This is a genomic window from Lysobacter yananisis (assembly GCF_031199375.1).
Taxonomy (GTDB): Bacteria; Pseudomonadota; Gammaproteobacteria; order Xanthomonadales; family Xanthomonadaceae; genus Lysobacter; species Lysobacter yananisis.
On sequence record NZ_CP133568.1, the window covers coordinates 1,501,451 to 1,516,940 of the forward strand.

Sequence of the window (15,490 nt, forward strand, 5' to 3'; positions counted from 1 at the left end):
TCGACGCGCCGCATCGCGCCCGCTCTCCACCCTGGGCCGCACTCCATGATCCAGTCCGCCTTGCGCGCCGACGACGCGGCGTTCCGCGGCGCCGCCGCGCCCATCGCGGCAAAGCCAACCGCGCAGCGATCGCGGTTGCGCGGTTGCGCGGTGAGTTTGCGTCAGCGGCGCGCATCGTCGCCGCGGCCGCGCCGACGCGGTCATCGGTCTGGCCTAAGATCGGCGGCGGTGCGGCGCGACGGTCGCGAACGGATCGCAGAAGAGGGACAACACGATGGCAACCGCAGGCATGGGGCGCGCAGCTCCGAACTCGGCCGGCGCGCGCGCGGCCGCATCCGCGCGACGCCGCATCGCCGGCTGGGCGTTGGCGGCCTGGGCGCCGGCGGCATCGCTCGCGGCCGCGGCCGCGCCCGCCGAAGAGAACAGACCGTGGCCGGTCAAGGTGGTGATCGTGACCGCGTACGAGAACGGCGAAGACAGCGGCGACGCGCCGGGGGAGCTGCAATTATGGGTCGAGCGCGAAGGCCTGGACCGCCGTCTCGACTTTCCCGGCGGCGTGCGCGCGCTGCGCGCCAACGCCGACCGCTCGGTGCTGGCGATGACCACCGGCATGGGCCTGGCCAACGCCGCCGCCTCGACCATGGCGCTGGCGATGGACCCGCGTTTCGATTTCAAGCGCGCTTACTGGCTGGTGGCCGGCGTGGCCGGCATCGATCCGCAGGTCGGCGCGGTCGGCGACGCGGTGTGGGTCGACTACGCGCTCAACGACATGGCCCGCTCGCTCGATCCGCGCGAAGCGCCGGCCGGCTGGCCCTACGGCGTCTACGCGTTCCGCGCCGAAGGCCCGGACAAATTGCCGGCGCAGCCGATGCAATACGGGCCGTTCGCGCGCTACGCCCAGGTCTATCCGCTCGATCCCGGGCTGACCGGCTGGGCGTTCGCGTTGACCCGCGACACCGAGTTGGACGCCAGCGACGACACCCGCGCGCTCGCCCGGCGGTGGCGCGAATTCCCGGCCACCCAGGAACGCCCGCGGGTGCGGCGCGGCGCGAGCGTATCGTCGAATCGTTACTGGCACGGCATCGCCGACACGCGCTGGGCGCGCGATTGGACCCGGCTGCACACCGACGGCCGCGCGCGGTTCGCCGTCAGCGACATGGAAGACGCCGCCATCGCCGCGGCGTTCGCGCGCCTGGGCCGCACCGGCCAGGTCGATCCGCGCCGGCTGCTGGTGCTGCGCGCGGCCTCCAACTACACCCGGCCGCCGCCGGGCATGGACGCGTTCGAATCGACGCAGCGCCCGCATGCCGGCCGCGGCCTGCCCGCGTACGAGGCCGCGTATCGCGTCGGCAGCCGGGTGCTGCGCGAGTTGCAGGCGAACTGGGACCGCTACGCCGACGCCGTGCCGGAGGCGCAATGAACGCCGCACGCGCCGGGCTCGCGCTGATCCTCGCCATCGCCGCGGCGGGCGCGAGCGCGCGCGAGCGCGCAGCCGATGACGGCGGCGCGGCGCAGCGCGCACGCTCCGACCGCGACGCCGAAGCCGCCACTGCGGCGTACTTCGAACGCATCCGCGCGCAGCCGCCGCAGTTGCGCGCGTTGCTGCAGGCGATGCCCAAGGGCGGCGACCTGCACAGCCACCTCAGCGGCGCGGTCTATGCCGAGGACTACCTGCGCTGGGCCGGCGAAGACGGCCTGTGCCTGCTGCGCGAGAACGCGCACCTGGCCGAACCGCCGTGCGCCGCGCCCGCGCGGGCGACCGTCGCCGAGGCGGCGCGCAGCGACCTGCCGCTGTACGGCCGCGCCATCGACGCGATGTCGGTGCGCGGCTACGAGCGCGGCGGCGGCGACCCGCTGTTGCCGGTGCACCAGCGTTTCTTCTCCGCGTTCGACCGGTTCCGCCCGGTCTCGCGCCGGCGCGTCGCCGACATGCTCGCCGCGGTGCGCGCGATCGCCGCCGGGGAGAACACTCAATATCTGGAGATCATGCACCTGCCGTCGGCCGCGCGCGACGTGCTCGACGGCCTCGAACTGGCGGACGACAGCGACGACTTCGCCGCGATGGCCGCGGCGCTGCAACCGCGGCTGGCGCCGGCGGTGGCGCGGGCGCGCGCCGAACTCGACGCCGACGAAGCGCGCGCCGCCGCGCTGCTGGGCTGCGCCGGCGCGGCGCCGGCCGCCGGCTGCACGATCGAACTGCGCTATCAGGCGCCGGCCACCCGCACCCATGCGCCGGCGCGCACGTTCGCGACGATGGCCTTCGCCTTCGCCCTGGCCGAGGCCGATCCGCGCTTCGTCGGCGTCAATCTGCTCGGCCCCGAACACCATCCGCGGGCGCTGCGCGACTACGCCCTGCACATGCGCATGCTGGCGTTCTTCAAGCAGCGCCATCCGCGCACGAAGCTGTCGCTGCACGCCGGCGAACTCAGCGCGGAACTGGCGCCGCCGCGCGATTTGCGCGACCACATCGGCCAGGCGGTGGCGGTGGCCGGCGCCGAGCGCATCGGCCACGGCGTCGCGATCGCCGGCGAAGACGGCGCGGACGCGCTGTTGCGGCGGATGGCGCGGCAGCGCATCGCGGTCGAGATCAACCTGTCCAGCAACGCCGCCATCCTCGGCGTCGCCGGCGCCGCGCACCCGCTGGCGCTGTACCGCGCCGCCGGCGTGCCGGTGGTGCTGTCCACCGACGACCAGGGCGTGCTGCGCAGCGATCTCAGCGGCGAATACCTGCGCGCGGCGCTCGACCAGGGCCTGGACTACCGCGCGCTCAAGCGCATCGCCCGCGACAGCCTGCAGTACGCGTTCCTGCCCGGCGCCAGCCTGTGGCAGGGCGAGGCCGGCGGCGCGCGCGTGGCGGCCTGCGCCGCGGCCGATGCGTCGTCGCGCGACGACGCGGCGCAGCCGCCCGCGCCGGCCTGCGCCGCATTCCTGCGCGGCAGCGACAAAGCGCGCGCGCAATGGCGGCTGGAGCGGGAACTGGCGCGGTTCGAGCGCGCGCCGCGCCTGCCGGCCTCGGTGCGGTGAGCGGCGCGATGAGCGGCGCGGCGCGCGCGCGGCCGCGCCGGCGATGATCCTTCCGGCGCGGTTTTCGCGAGTACCCGAACAGGAACGCGCCCGCGCCGGGCGCGCTGCAACCAAGGAGCTTCACCCATGCGCGCACTGTCTCCCCTCGCCCTGGGCCTGCTGATCGCCACCGCGCCGGCGCTGGCCGCCGCTCAGCAGACCAATGTGAGCCCGGCCAAATCCACGTCGCCGCAGCCGGTGTTCTCCGGCAGCGACTTCTGCGACAGCTGCGGCACGCCGCCGCTGTACACCGAGGGCGCGGGCGCGCCCGGCGGCGGCGCGGCGCCCGCGCAGGCGCTGGACCCCGGCGAGGTCTCGGCCAGTTCCTGCGAGGTCAGCATGGTGGTGAGCCCGCAGGTGCCCGGCTCGACCGCGCCGGGCTACGCGCGTATCCGCGACCTGCCCTACACCGCGGCGATCCGCGCCGCGCTCCAGGCCGCAGACGAATGGCCACTGCTGCCGCTGTTGCTGCAACGCATCGACTTGCCGACGCCGGGCATCGGCGCGGCACGCGCGCCGGCTGCGGCGGCGGCGATCGATCTGCCGGCCGCGAGCGAAACGACCTTCCTGGAATGGTCGTTCGCGGCCGCGCCCGACGCGCCGAAGCAGAGCCCGGCGGGCGCGCGCGTGCTGGCCCTGACCGTGAGCGTGGATCGACGCGGCGCGTTCCTGCGCGCCGACTGGCTGGCCACGCCGGGCGCCGACTGGTCCTACTACACCGCCCCGAACGCGCCGCCGGCGGCGACGCCCGGCGTCCTCGCCAGCCGCGTCGCCAAGCTTTACGACGCCGGCCGTTTCTCGGCCCAGCGGCTGACCCTGCTGCACGACGGCGCCTGGGTCCGCGTCGGCGTCGGCGAACCGGTGCGCGAATGGCTCAGCTTCGAACTGCCCGACGCGCAGTGGCAGCCGGCGCGGCTGCGCAACGGCCTGCTGCGCGGCACCGCGCTCGGCGACGGCCAGGGCCTGCAGATGCAGTGGCCGACGCTGTCGCACGGCGTCCTCAACCCGTCCACACCGCCGCCGACGCAGTCGGCCGCGGGCGCCGGGCGCTAGCCCGACGCGGGTGCGGGCGCCGCCGCCTGCGCCTGGATAGCGCGCTGCAAGGCGCAGTCTTCCAGTCGGCGGCGCTTGGGATGATCGGGCTCGAGTTCGGCGCGCACCGCCTGCAGCGAGCGCGCGAACGTCTGCCGCTGCGCCGCGCTCCACGGCGCTGGCGCCATGCACGCCAGCTCGGCCCGCGCCAGCGCCAGGTTCAGGTCCTGGCCCGGCAGTTCGGCGAAGCGCGTCAGCGCCGGCGCCAGCGCCGCGCGCGCGTCGTCCACGCGGCCCAGGTCGTGCAGGTCCATGGCCCAGCCGAGCCGGTACATGGCCAGGTTCAAGTGTTCCGGCGTGGCCACCGCGGCGATCTCCACCGCGCGGCGCAGGTGCGGCTCGGCGCCGCGCGCGTCGGCCATGAACAGATGGCGCATCGTGCCCAGGTTGAATTCGGAACTGGCCACGGTCGGGTGGGCCGGGCCGAGCAGGTCGCGCCGCACCGTCAGCGCGCGCTGGAACCAGGCCATCGCCGCGGCCGGATCGCCGCGCGCCTGGGCGATGGTGCCGAGCTGGTTGAACACCGAGGCGGTCTGCTCGTGGCGCTCGCCGTAGACCTTGAGCGCGATCGCCAGCGCCTGCCGCGACAGCCGCTCGGCCTGGACGAAATCGCCGGCGTCGCGACGCTGGCGCGCTTGCGAGGCCAGCGCCTTGGCCAACGCCGGATCGTCGTCGCCGCCGTCGCTGCGCGGCGCCGGGAGTTCCGCCAGCAATTGCGCCGCGCGCCGCTCCTGGCCGGCGGCGAGCAACGCGCTGGCCCAGCCGCGCCGGACCTGGGCGCTGCGCGGATCGTCGGCGCCGTAGCGGCGGCGGTGCGCAGCGTCGGCACGCTGCCATTGCGCCAGCGCCTGCTCCAGCCGCCCTTGCGCCTGCGACAGTTGCGCGCGCAGGCGCAGCAGGGTCAGCGCTTCGTCGTGCGCCTGCGCCGGCAGGCGCCGCTCGGCCTGGTCGAGCAAGCGCCCGGCCGCGGCGTAATCGGCGCGCGCCAGCGCCACCTGCGCGTTCTGGCGATAGCTCTGGCGCAGCAGCATCGGGTCGGGTTGCTGCGCGCGCAGGCGCAATTCCAGCGCTTCGGCGGCGTGGCGCCGGGCGGCGTCGACCTCGCCGAGGTTGAATTCGACCTCGGCGATCGCCGCGGCCAGCGCGGCGCGGGTGTCGGAATCGCGGATCTGCTGCAAGCGCTGCGCCGCGCGCTGCAGCAATTCGCGCGCGCCGGGATCGCGGCCGCGCGCCTGCAGCGGGTCGGAGGCGCGGAACAGGTCGACCATGAACGCGGTGACGCGCTCGGCCTGGTGCCGGCGCGCCTCGGCGCGGTCGCGCGCCTGCGCCAGTTCGCGCGACTGCAGCACGGTGTGGACCAAAAAACCCAGCGCCAGCGCGACCGCCAGCGCGGCCAGCGCCAGCGGCACGCGCTCGCGACGCGCGAACCTGCCCAGCCGGTACCAGCGCTCGCCGCCGCGCGCGGCCACCGGCCGCGACTGCAGCGCCGCGCGCAGGTCCTCGGCCAGGCGTTCGACGCTGGCGTAGCGCTGCTCGGGTTCCTTGCGCAGGCAACGCGCGAGGATCGCGTCGAGATCGCCCTGCAACTGCCGCCGCAACGCCCGCGCCGACGCAGCGCCGCGCGCCTGGGCGACGGCGCGCGCACGCGCCGGGTCGCGCTGCTCCAGCGCGGCCAGGCGCCGGCTCGGCAGCATCGGCAGTTCGTGCGCGATCGCGTGGGCCAGTTCGGCGGCGCCGCGGCCGTCGGTGGCGATCGGCAACTGGCCGCACAGCAATTCGTACAGCAGCACGCCGAGCGCGTAGACGTCGGTGGCGACGCTGGTCGGCGCGCCCAGCGCCTGCTCGGGCGCGGCGCTGGCCGGCGAGAAGAACGCCTGCGCGTCCACCGTCGCCGCGCCGTCGGCGCCGGGCGCCAGCACCTTGGCGATGCCGAAGTCGAGCAGGCGCGCGCGGCCTTCGCCGTCGACCAGCACGTTGCCGGACTTGAGGTCGCGGTGCAGCACCAGCCGGCGGTGGGCGTAGTCGACCGCCGCCAGCGCCTGCAGCGCCAGCTCGATGCGCGCGCGCAGCGGCAGCCGGCGGCGGTCGCACCAGGCCAGGATCGGTTCGCCGTCGACGTACTCCATCGCGAAGTACGGCTGCCCCGACGGCAGTTCGCCGACGTCGATCAGGCGCGCGATGTTGGGATGCTCCAGGCTCGCCAGCAGTTCGCGCTCGCGCCGCAGCCGCCGCTGCACCTGCGGCGCCCACAGCGGCGAGGCGGCGAGCTTGAGCGCGACGCGCTGCTCCAGCCCTTCGACCGCGCGCCGCGCCAGGTACACCCGGCCCATGCCGCCGGCGCCGAGTTCGCGCTCGATCGCGAACGGCCCGGCGCGCTCGCCCGGGGCGAGCCGGCCGTGGTCGTCGTCGTTCCACAGCCGCGCATCGTCCGGCGGTTGCCCGCTCAGCAGTTGCACGCCGCCGCGCCACGGCAGCGCATCGCCGGCGGCGGCGGCGTCCTCGGCTTCCATCGCCTCGTGCGCGGCCAGCAGGCGCGCGACCGCGGCGCGCAGCGCGACCGGGTCGGGATGCGCGGCGCAGACCTGTTCCAGCCACGCCGCGCGCGCCGGCGCCGGCAGTTCCAGCGCGCGCGAGAACGCCTCGGCGGCCTGCGCCCACAACGCGGTCGAAGTGGCCACGGCGGGCGCCTCAGCCCGGCGCTGCGGACAGTTGGTCGTGCAGCCAGGCGCGCGCGAACTGCCAGTCGCGCTTGGCGGTCGGCAGCGACACGCCGATGGTCTGCGCGGTTTCCTCGATGGTGAGCCCGCCGAAGTAGCGCAGCTCGACCCCGCGCGCGGCGCGGGCGTTGATGCGCTGCAGCCGCTCCAGCAGGCGGTCCAGGTCGAGCGTGTCGACCAGGTCGGCGGCCGGCGCGACCAGTTCCTCGCCGGCCTGCAGGGTCACCCGCAGCAGGTCGCCGCCGCGCTTGAGCGCGGAACGCTCGCGCAGGTGGTCGACCAGCAGGCGCCGGATCGCGTGCGCGGCGATGGCGTAGAAGTGGGCGCGGTTCTGGAACTCGACTTCGCGCTGCCGGGCCAGTTCGAAATAGGCGTCGTTGGCGAGCTCGGTCGCGCGCAGGGTCACCTGGCCGCTGCGCGCCAGCCGCTGCCGCGCCAACCGCCGCAGCACCGGGTAGATGCGCTCCAGCAACTGCGCTTCGGCCTGCCGGTCGCCCTCGCGCCAATCCTGCAACAGGTGGGTGATGTCGGACGGGCCGAGGTCGGGCGGCGGATCGGCGGCGGTCATGGCGGGGGCGGCGCCCGGAGGGGTGGGCTGAGCATAGCGCCTCGCCGCTGCGGCGAGCCACGCGCGCCACGCACCGGTTGCGCGCGCGCAACGCCGGCGCGGGCTTGCCAAGCCGAGGGGGTTCTCCTTCAATGCCCGCATCGTCGCGCGCTGGCGCGCGACCGCGGAACCCCCATGTCCCAGCACGGTTTGCGCTCCGTGGTCCTGATCCTGGTTGCGCGTCTGCGATGCGGCGCCCGCGCCGATGCCGGAGCCGTTGGCCGGCGACGCGGGGCGACCACCATCGACGCCCGCGCGCGGGCCGGCCGGCGCGCGCCCGGCGGCCCGCCGGGCCTGCACGGGCCGACAGGATGAACGCGCCCGCCTCCGCCGCCGCGGGCGGCCGCCGCGCCGACATCGTCGCCGGGCTCGCGATCGCCGGCCTGCTGCTGCCCGAGGCGGTGGCCTATTCCAGCCTCGCCGGGCTGCCGGCGCAGACCGGCGTGTTCGCTTTGTTTGCCGGCTTGCTGTGCTACGGGCTGATCGGGCGCAGCCGCTACGCCATCGTCTCGGCGACCTCGTCCTCGGCCGCGGTGCTGGCCGCGGCGACCCTGGCCGCGGCCGGCCCGGACCCGCTGGCGCGCGCGGCCATCGCCGGTTTCCTGACCCTGGCCACCGGCGCCTGCTTCCTCGCCGCCGCGGCCGCGCGCCTGGGCGGACTGTCGCAGATGATCGCGCGGCCGGTGCTGCGCGGCTTCACCTTCGGCCTGGCCTGCGTGATCGTACTCAAGCAGTTGCCGGCGCTGCTCGGCGTGCATGCGCGCGCCTCCGAATTCCTGCCGCTGTTGCTGGAACTGCCGCAGCGCTGGCGCGAATGGCAGCCGGCCAGCTTCGCCGCCGGCGCGCTGGCGCTGCTGGCGTTGAAGTTCGGCGAACGCTTTCCGCGAATCCCGGCGAGCCTGATCGCGATCGCGCTGGGCATGGCCGCATCGTCGTGGCTGGCCGCGCGCGGCGTCGCCCTGACCGGCGCCATCGCGCTGAGCCCGCAGCTCGCCGCGCCGGGCTGGCCCACTAACGGGCAATGGCTGACCTGCCTGGAACTGGCGCTGGCGCTGACCCTGGTGCTGTACGCCGAGTCCTACACCGCGATCCGCGCCTACGCGCTCAAGCACGGCGACCCGGTCGAAGCCAATCGCGACCTGCTGGCGCTGGGCGTGGCCAACGTCGTCTCCGGCCTGCTGCACGGCCTGCCGGTCGGCGCCGGCTATTCGGCGACCTCGGCCAACGAAGCCGCCGGCGCGCGCTCGCGCCTGGCCGGGCTGGTCGCGGCGCTGACGGTGCTGATGTTGGTCGGCTTCGCCCTGGCCTGGATCGAACGCATCCCGCAACCGGTGCTGGCGGCGATCGTGATCCACGCGGTGAGCAAGTCGCTGCGACCGGCGACGTTCGCGCCCTACCTGCGCTGGCACCGCGACCGCCTGGTCGCCTTCGCCGCGGTCGCCACGGTGCTGACGCTGGGCATCCTCGACGGCCTGCTCGCGGCCATCGCCTTCAGCCTGCTGATGCTGCTGCGCCGGCTCTCGCGCCCGCGCCTGAGCGTGCTCGGACGGCTGCCGGACAGCCACGACTTCGTCGACACCGCCCTGCACCCGCAGGCCGCGCCGGTGCCCGGCGTGCTGGTGCTGCGGCCCGAACAACCGCTGTTCTTCGCCAACGCCGAACCGATCCTGGCGCTGGCGCGGCAACAAGTGGAAACCCACCCCGACGCGCGCCGGCTGGTGCTGAGCTTGGAGATCTCGCCGGACCTCGACAGCACCGCGCTGGAAGCGCTCAGCGACTTCGACGCCTGGCTGCGCGCGCGCGGCGTGGCGCTGACCCTGGCCCGGCTCAAGGACGGCGTGCGCGCGCTGCTCGAACGCGTGCAGTTGCCGGGGCAGACGGCGTCGGCGCTGGAGTATTGGAGCGTGGACGATGCGGTGAATGCCGCCGCCACGCCGGAGCCGCACGCGTGAGGCTGCGGCGTGCTCACGTGCGACCGACGCCGCGCCCCCTATCGACGGGGGGCGAAGCGATGACGGCACTGCGCACGCTGCGCCTCTTCCTGACTTCGCTGCTGGCGTTGATCCTCGCCGCTATGGCGTTCCTCGCGCTCAACTGGAGCGGCGGCGAATTAGCCGCGCGTTTGCGCCTGCCGCCGGGCGGCGCGGCGCGGCTGAGCTGGGACCTGGCCTGGACCGTCGCCGCGGCCGCGCTGGCACTGTGGATCGTCGCGCGCTGGGCGCCGGTGGCGGCGCGCTGGCAGGCCGGTGCGGCATGGGCGGCGTTGACCGCGCTCGCGCTGTGGGCGGTGACCAATCTGGGCGGCGAGTTTCCGCTGTGGTTCGATGCCGGGCTGTTGGCGGCCTTGCCGGCGCTGGGGTGGCTGGCATGGCGATGGAGCGGTCCGGCGCGGCGGAACGAGCGACAGCAATTACCCCGGCAACCGTCTGGATGAAAGTGCGGACGGCTTGGGCTTCCAACCGATAAGCAGACCCGCTTCGCCCAGGATCGAGTTGATCCGCTCCAGATGTTCCGGCGCTACCGTCCAGACGGCCCCGCCACTGGCTAAGGCCTCCAGCGCCCCCCGGTCGCTGGCAGCGTGTATCCAGTCGTACAGGCTCCCGCCTTCGATCGTATGGGCGAGATGGGCAGGCCCGAGCAGATTGCAGGGATAGACCATACGCATCCGCTCGACGTACTGCTTGGGCACGTTCCTCGATCCAAGCGGGAGTTGTGTCTTCCAGGCCCGCGCGTCCTCATTCTTGAAGATCGTCAAAAATCCGTCCGCGTTTGCATAGCTCGAAACATCGGCGAGGTCTCCGTCGATTTCGTAGGCGATTGCGTACGGCGTCCGGGTCAAATCATCCATTTCCCGCGCCAAGCGCATGAATATCCGGTTGAGCTGCGCGGAATCGGCGCAATAGTAGGTACAGACCAACCGGCCGGCATTGTCGTACTCCTCTTTATCCGCCAAGAACCATGTAGTGAGGAAAGAGGCCGAACAGATCCACTGCGACGACTTCGGGGGCACGCACTCCAGATAGAAATCATGCGCCCCCTCCGTCGCCAACGCCTCGCGAAGAGTGGAGATATCGGCCTTTTTCCATCCGATATCCTCGCCACGAGCGTTTTGCGGGAGCTTCACCGAATAGGAGACGGTGTTCGGCTTGAGCCCAAGATCCACGAAGAACGTCTGCGCGATCTCCAACAATCGCTGCGCATCGACTTGGTCCGGCAATCCGTAGAACGCCATGCCGGTTGCGCTGCCTTTCGAGTTCGCCATCACAATCCGTTCAGCCAATTGTCCAGATCGGATTTTATCCGAGTTGCCTTGTAAGGATGTCGGATCGAGATGATGTCACCTCTTTGACCAACGGGCAGATTCGACATCGCAGTTTGATTGCGCGATGTCAGGAAGTTCCAGAAGGTATTGGATCTCATATCCGTCCTAGACGCGATCTCTATCGCATGAATCTTGCCATTGTGATCGACGGCCATGATGTCCGGCCGCCTTCTGGATACGCCACCTCCGGTATGGGTGTTGTACGCCCTGTTCAAGTAGATATCGGTGAACTTTCCCGACATCGCCAGCTTGTTCGCTATGACCTCCGAAAACTGGTTATGTCCAGGAGTGCGATCCACCTGCCCTGTGCCGTGTATCTTCGTATCGTTGACGACGCGTACCGGACAGGCCGCCAGACCGAGTGGATCGATCCAGCCATTGGGATTTCCGACATAAGCCTGCGGGCGGTGACCGCCCTCCAACCCCAACGGATCCGGACTCAAATACTGCCCCGTGTCCGGATCGTAGTACCGATGCCGGTTGTAATGCAGCCCGCTCTCCGCATCGAAGTACTGCCCCGGAAACCGGATCGGGCAGTCCACGGCATCGTCGTTTGCGGCGTTGCGCTGCCATAGCCGCTGCCGGCCCCATACCTCAGGTTGGTTGGACCAGACGACTTCGCCGGTTTCGTCGAGCAGTTCGCGCGGGGTGCCGATGTGGTCGGACACCACGTACCAGCGTTTGCCGCCGCGGCGCTGGGCCATCGGCACGACGGCGCCGGGGGCGTAGTCCCATTGCACGGCGCGGTCGTAGGCGACGGTGCCGTCGGCGTAGATCGGTGCGGCTTCGATCAGCTGGTCGAAGCTCCATTGGTATTGCTCGCCGATGATCTGGGGCGCGTGGCGTCCGTCGTCGCCGCGTTGGTCTGCGCCGTTCGCGGCGGCCGCGGCAGACGACGACGGACCGCTCGGTACGCCACCTGCTGCATGGGTCGCCACGGCGCCGGCGATACGGCCGCCCGGCAGCGACTTGAACTTGCGGATGCGCCGGCCCAAGCCGTCGTAGGCATAGCGCCAGCGCTCGCCCTGCGGTGTGGTCAGTTCGACCAGGCGGCTGTCGTGGTCCCAGCGATAACGCCAATGTTGCGGTCGGAAGCCGTCGCGGTGTTCGGTCTTTTCGACCAGCCGGCCGAGCGCGTCGTAGCGGTATTCGCTGCGGCCGCGCCGCACCACCCGGCCGCCGTCCTGGCGCAGGCTCTGCCGTTCTACGCCGGGCAGGTTGGACAGGGTACGGTTGATCAGGTTGAACGCGCCGTCGTAGTCGAAACCCTCGTCCAGCGCCGGCGCCCAGCGGCTGGCGTCGAAACGGCCGCCGGTCACCTGGCCGTTGGCGTCGTAGCGATAGCGGCTCGCGCCCCAGCGCCGGTCGTCGATGTGTATCGGATTGAAGGCGCGGTCGTAACGGTAGCCGCGTTGCACCTGGGGCGGCAACGATGGCGCCGATGAAGCCGGCGCGCGCGGGTCGGGAACCGACTCGGCGCGACCGGCGATCTGGCCGGTCAGCAGGTTCAGCGCGTTGAATTGCTGCCGCAGTTCGAAGCCGGCTTCGCTGTGCCAGCGCACGTCGCGCCCGAGCGCATCGCGTGCGATCCGCAACGGCGCGTGCCCGTCCGTGCCGAGCGCGGCCAGCGCGCCGTTGAGGTCGTATTGCCACTGCAGGCTGCGCGGGCCGGCGGCCATCGCCGCCAGCGCGCCGGTATCGGCGTCGTAGCTCAGCCGCACTTCGCGTCCGTCGATGCGCTCGGCGATCACCCGCCCGTGCGCGTCGCGCTCGTATTCGACCAAGCAGTCGCGATTGCGCACGCTGGTCAGCCGCCCCTGTTCGTCGTAGCCGATCTCGGTGTCGTCGCTGTCCGCATCGGTCGCATCGGCGGCGTGCCGGCGTATAGCCAACAACCGGCCGCTGCGCGGGTCGTTCTCGTAAGCCACGCGCGAGCCATCGTGACGACGGGTTTCGATCAGCCAGCCGACCGCGTTGTAGGCGTAACGGGTGACGATGCCGCTGTAGTCGGTCTCGCCGACCAGCCGCCCGAGCGCATCGTACTCGTAGCGGTAACGCTCGCCGACGCCATTGACCACAGCGGTCAGGCGGGTCAGCTTGTCGTACTCCAGGCGAATGGCGTTGCCTGCGGGGAAGGCGATCTCCTCCAGCAGGTCGAACGGCCCGTAGCGGCGGTGGGTCTGCCGGCCTTCGCCGTCGCGGTAACGCACGGCCAGCAGTTCGCTGTCGTAGCCGATCTCCTGCGCGCTGCCGTCGTCGAGCACCGCGCGGCTCAGCGAACCGCGCGGGTGGGCGTGATCGGCGGCGTATTCGTAGCGGGTGATGTGGCCGAGCGCGTCGATGGCCTCGGTGACCCGGCCGAAGGCGTCGTGACGCAGACGCAGCCGGGTGCCGTCGGCGCGTACCGCCTCGTCCAGACGCAGGTGGCGATCGTAACCGTAGCGCAGCTGGGTGCCGTCGGGATTGTCCTGGCGCAGCACTTCGCCGTTCGCGCCGATTCGGTATCCGGTGCGCCGGCCGAGCGGATCGATCGCGCCGATCAGGTTGCCACGCCCGTCGTGCTGGAACTCCCAGCGACCGCCGTCCTCGGCCTGCGCCGCATGCAGCGAACCGTCGCCGGCGTATTCATAGCGCTGGCTGCGTCCGTCGGGCAGGTCGACCTGGATCACTTCGTCGAAATCGTTGTAGTGGTAACGCAATGTGCGTCCCAGCGGGTCGGTCTCGGACTGCTTGTGGGTCCACTCGTCCCACTCGGTCAGCCATTCGTGCCCGAGCGGGTCGATCATGCGCTCGACCAGGCCGTCGCGGTTGTAGTAGTAGCGGGTGACGCCGCCCTCGGCATCACGGTAGACCGTGCACGCCTCGGCATCGAGGTATTCGAAGCGATCGTCGTAGTGCCCGCCCGCGGTGCGGGTGGCGACGGCGCGGCCGAGCGCGTCGTAGTCGATCCAAGCCTGGGTGGCGCGGGTATCGCGCCAGTGGATCATGCGGCCGGCGCGGTCGTACTCGTGGAACAGCCGCCCGAATTGGTAGCTGGCGCAGTCGCCGACCTGGCCCGAATCGGCGTAGTCGCAGCGCAGCAGTTCCAGGCCGTCGAACTCGCCGCCGGCGAACCGCACCGAACGCAGCCGTCCCTGTTCCTGGCGCACGTCCAGCCGGTAGCCGTCGCTGTGCTCGATCGCGCGCAGTCCGCCGTCCTGGTAGAGGAAACCGATACGGTTGCCGTTGCGGTCCTCGATGTCGCTGAGGCGGCGCAGCCGGCCATCGGCCGCTTCGAAGCTGTAGACCAACCGGGTCTGGCGGTCGTACAGGCGCAGAGCCTGCGAGCGGCGCCCGAACAGCAGGTAACGCGCCTGGCGCAGGTTCATCGCCTCGACTTCGTCGTCGGGCGTGTGGAACACCAGGGTGGTGCCGAACTCGGTGTGGTAGGTGACGGTCTGCTCGCCCAACTCCAGCCGCTGCGACCAGGTGTCGGCCCACTTGTCGCCGAAGCCGCCGGCGAACGCGGCGGTGGAGCGGTACAGGCGCTCGAGTCGCAGCGGGATCGTACCCGGCAGGTCCAGCACCGGCCATTCCTGGATGAAGTCGCCGCTGCCCACGTCGACCGGCTCGCCGGGCTTGGTGCATTGCGAAGGCGAACAACCGCTGCCCTCGCCGGATTTGGTCGCCGGTTCGGCGTGCGGCGGCCGGCCCGGCCCGTGCTCCGGCGCGCCGCGCCGGCCCTTGCGCGGCAGCGGCAGCAGGTTGGTGATGACGTTGGCCCAGCGCAGATACGGCGAGCGGCTGTCCTTGATCTCGAACACCTGCGCGGTTTCCATCGTCTCCACGATGGTCTTGCAGCCGTCGTTGACGTTGGCATCGCAGGTGGTGCGGTGGCCGATGCGGACGATGTTGCGGTTGTTGGCGTAGACGGTGCGTGCGCCCTCGGCCAGCACCATCGGCCCGGGGTGGTCGGAGCACATCACCGGATCGCCCACCCGCGCCACCGGACGTCCCTCGAAGAAGACATTGAGCGAGCCCAGCATGATCGCGCCCTTGTTGGCGCCGTACTGCCCGGCTTTGGACGCGAAACCAGCGATGGCGCCGCCGGCCACGCCAGCGACGGCGACCGCCGCGGCCATCACCACCAGGCCGGCGCCGCAGGTCGCCACGCCGACCGCGATCACCAGCGCCGCGCCGACCAGCGCGCCCAGCAGGCCGAGATTCTTGTTGACGTGGGCGATGGGATCGCCCATGCGTGCGGGCATGTCGCCTTCGGTGGCGATCTTCTTCATCCCCAGCAGGTCGCCGAACACCGCGTCCGCGGCCTTGTCGCCGAGGTAATTGCCGAGCATGAAACTGCCGATGCCGATCGCGGTGATGCCGAGCACCGAAGCCGCCGACACCGCGGCAGCGGTCGCGGCGGCGCCCAGGGTGCCGCCGGCCGCGGTCACCGTAGCCGCGCTGGCCGCGCCCGCGGTGTACATGCCGAAGCCGGTCTGCGCGACCATGACGGTGTTGTTGAAGCCTTCGCTTTCCAGGAAGTCGAGCGCGCCGTTGTTGAGCCGGTCGGCGCCGCTGACATCGGGGTTGGGTATCTGGTAGCCCTGCGAAGCGGGCTCGCGCACCACCTCCATCGCCGCCGTCCGGGTACCGCTGCGTGCGGCGCCAAGCGCGACAGAAGCCGACACAGTCATGGGAATCTCCTTA

The 15,490-nt window shown here is 72.0% G+C and carries 9 protein-coding genes; 5 read left to right on the forward strand and 4 right to left on the reverse strand.

Going from position 1 to position 15,490, the window contains the following annotated elements; genetic code table 11:
• Positions 1 to 274 precede the first annotated feature (274 nt).
• From RDV84_RS06395 to RDV84_RS06405, 3 genes are all read left to right on the forward strand, one after another.
• On the forward strand, positions 275 to 1,420 hold the full coding sequence (locus RDV84_RS06395; RefSeq protein WP_309152815.1) for a purine nucleoside permease: 1,146 nt from the start codon (positions 275 to 277) through the stop codon (positions 1,418 to 1,420).
• Positions 1,417 to 3,024, forward strand: coding sequence for an adenosine deaminase (locus RDV84_RS06400; RefSeq protein ID WP_309152816.1), 1,608 nt, complete (start codon positions 1,417 to 1,419; stop codon positions 3,022 to 3,024). Before RDV84_RS06395 ends, RDV84_RS06400 begins: the two co-directional genes overlap by 4 nt.
• A gap of 126 nt (positions 3,025 to 3,150) precedes the next feature.
• Positions 3,151 to 4,116, forward strand: coding sequence for a hypothetical protein (locus RDV84_RS06405; RefSeq protein WP_309152817.1), 966 nt, complete (start codon positions 3,151 to 3,153; stop codon positions 4,114 to 4,116).
• Here the strand turns inward: RDV84_RS06405 and RDV84_RS06410 are convergent.
• Both RDV84_RS06410 and RDV84_RS06415 read right to left on the reverse strand, forming a co-directional pair.
• The gene (locus RDV84_RS06410) at positions 4,113 to 6,833 is read right to left on the reverse strand and encodes a protein kinase domain-containing protein (RefSeq protein ID WP_309152818.1); all 2,721 of its coding nucleotides are present in this window, start codon (positions 6,831 to 6,833) and stop codon (positions 4,113 to 4,115) included. The genes RDV84_RS06405 and RDV84_RS06410 overlap by 4 nt on opposite strands.
• Positions 6,834 to 6,843: 10 nt before the next feature.
• Positions 6,844 to 7,440 (reverse strand): ECF-type sigma factor, encoded by a 597-nt coding sequence (locus RDV84_RS06415; protein ID WP_309152819.1) that lies wholly within the window; start codon positions 7,438 to 7,440, stop codon positions 6,844 to 6,846.
• A 350-nt stretch (positions 7,441 to 7,790) separates the two neighbouring features.
• On the opposite strand from RDV84_RS06415, the gene RDV84_RS06420 reads away from it, so the two are divergent.
• Together RDV84_RS06420 and RDV84_RS06425 are read left to right on the forward strand one after the other, a co-directional pair.
• Positions 7,791 to 9,431, forward strand: coding sequence for a SulP family inorganic anion transporter (locus RDV84_RS06420; RefSeq protein WP_309152820.1), 1,641 nt, complete (start codon positions 7,791 to 7,793; stop codon positions 9,429 to 9,431).
• A 59-nt stretch (positions 9,432 to 9,490) separates the two neighbouring features.
• Positions 9,491 to 9,913 carry a hypothetical protein gene (locus RDV84_RS06425; protein ID WP_309152821.1) on the forward strand — a complete coding sequence of 141 codons (423 nt, stop codon included), beginning with the start codon at positions 9,491 to 9,493 and terminating at the stop codon, positions 9,911 to 9,913.
• Here RDV84_RS06425 and RDV84_RS06430 read toward each other — a convergent pair.
• Entirely contained in the window at positions 9,890 to 10,759 is an 870-nt protein-coding gene (locus tag RDV84_RS06430) for a hypothetical protein (RefSeq protein WP_309152822.1), read from the reverse strand. The genes RDV84_RS06425 and RDV84_RS06430 overlap by 24 nt on opposite strands.
• Positions 10,741 to 15,477, reverse strand: a complete 4,737-nt coding sequence (locus RDV84_RS06435; protein ID WP_309152823.1) for an RHS repeat-associated core domain-containing protein — start codon at positions 15,475 to 15,477, stop codon at positions 10,741 to 10,743. Before RDV84_RS06435 ends, RDV84_RS06430 begins: the two co-directional genes overlap by 19 nt.
• Positions 15,478 to 15,490 lie beyond the last annotated feature (13 nt).

What these genes read in the sequence shown, in the direction of transcription:
- RDV84_RS06395 (WP_309152815.1), top strand. Translation starts at nt 275, where the DNA reads ATGGCAACCGCAGGCATGGGGCGCGCAGCTCCGAACTCGGCCGGCGCG.
- RDV84_RS06400 (WP_309152816.1), top strand. Translation starts at nt 1,417, where the DNA reads ATGAACGCCGCACGCGCCGGGCTCGCGCTGATCCTCGCCATCGCCGCG.
- RDV84_RS06405 (WP_309152817.1), top strand. Translation starts at nt 3,151, where the DNA reads ATGCGCGCACTGTCTCCCCTCGCCCTGGGCCTGCTGATCGCCACCGCG.
- RDV84_RS06415 (WP_309152819.1), bottom strand. Translation starts at nt 7,440, where the DNA reads ATGACCGCCGCCGATCCGCCGCCCGACCTCGGCCCGTCCGACATCACC.
- RDV84_RS06420 (WP_309152820.1), top strand. Translation starts at nt 7,791, where the DNA reads ATGAACGCGCCCGCCTCCGCCGCCGCGGGCGGCCGCCGCGCCGACATC.
- RDV84_RS06425 (WP_309152821.1), top strand. Translation starts at nt 9,491, where the DNA reads ATGACGGCACTGCGCACGCTGCGCCTCTTCCTGACTTCGCTGCTGGCG.
- RDV84_RS06435 (WP_309152823.1), bottom strand. Translation starts at nt 15,477, where the DNA reads ATGACTGTGTCGGCTTCTGTCGCGCTTGGCGCCGCACGCAGCGGTACC.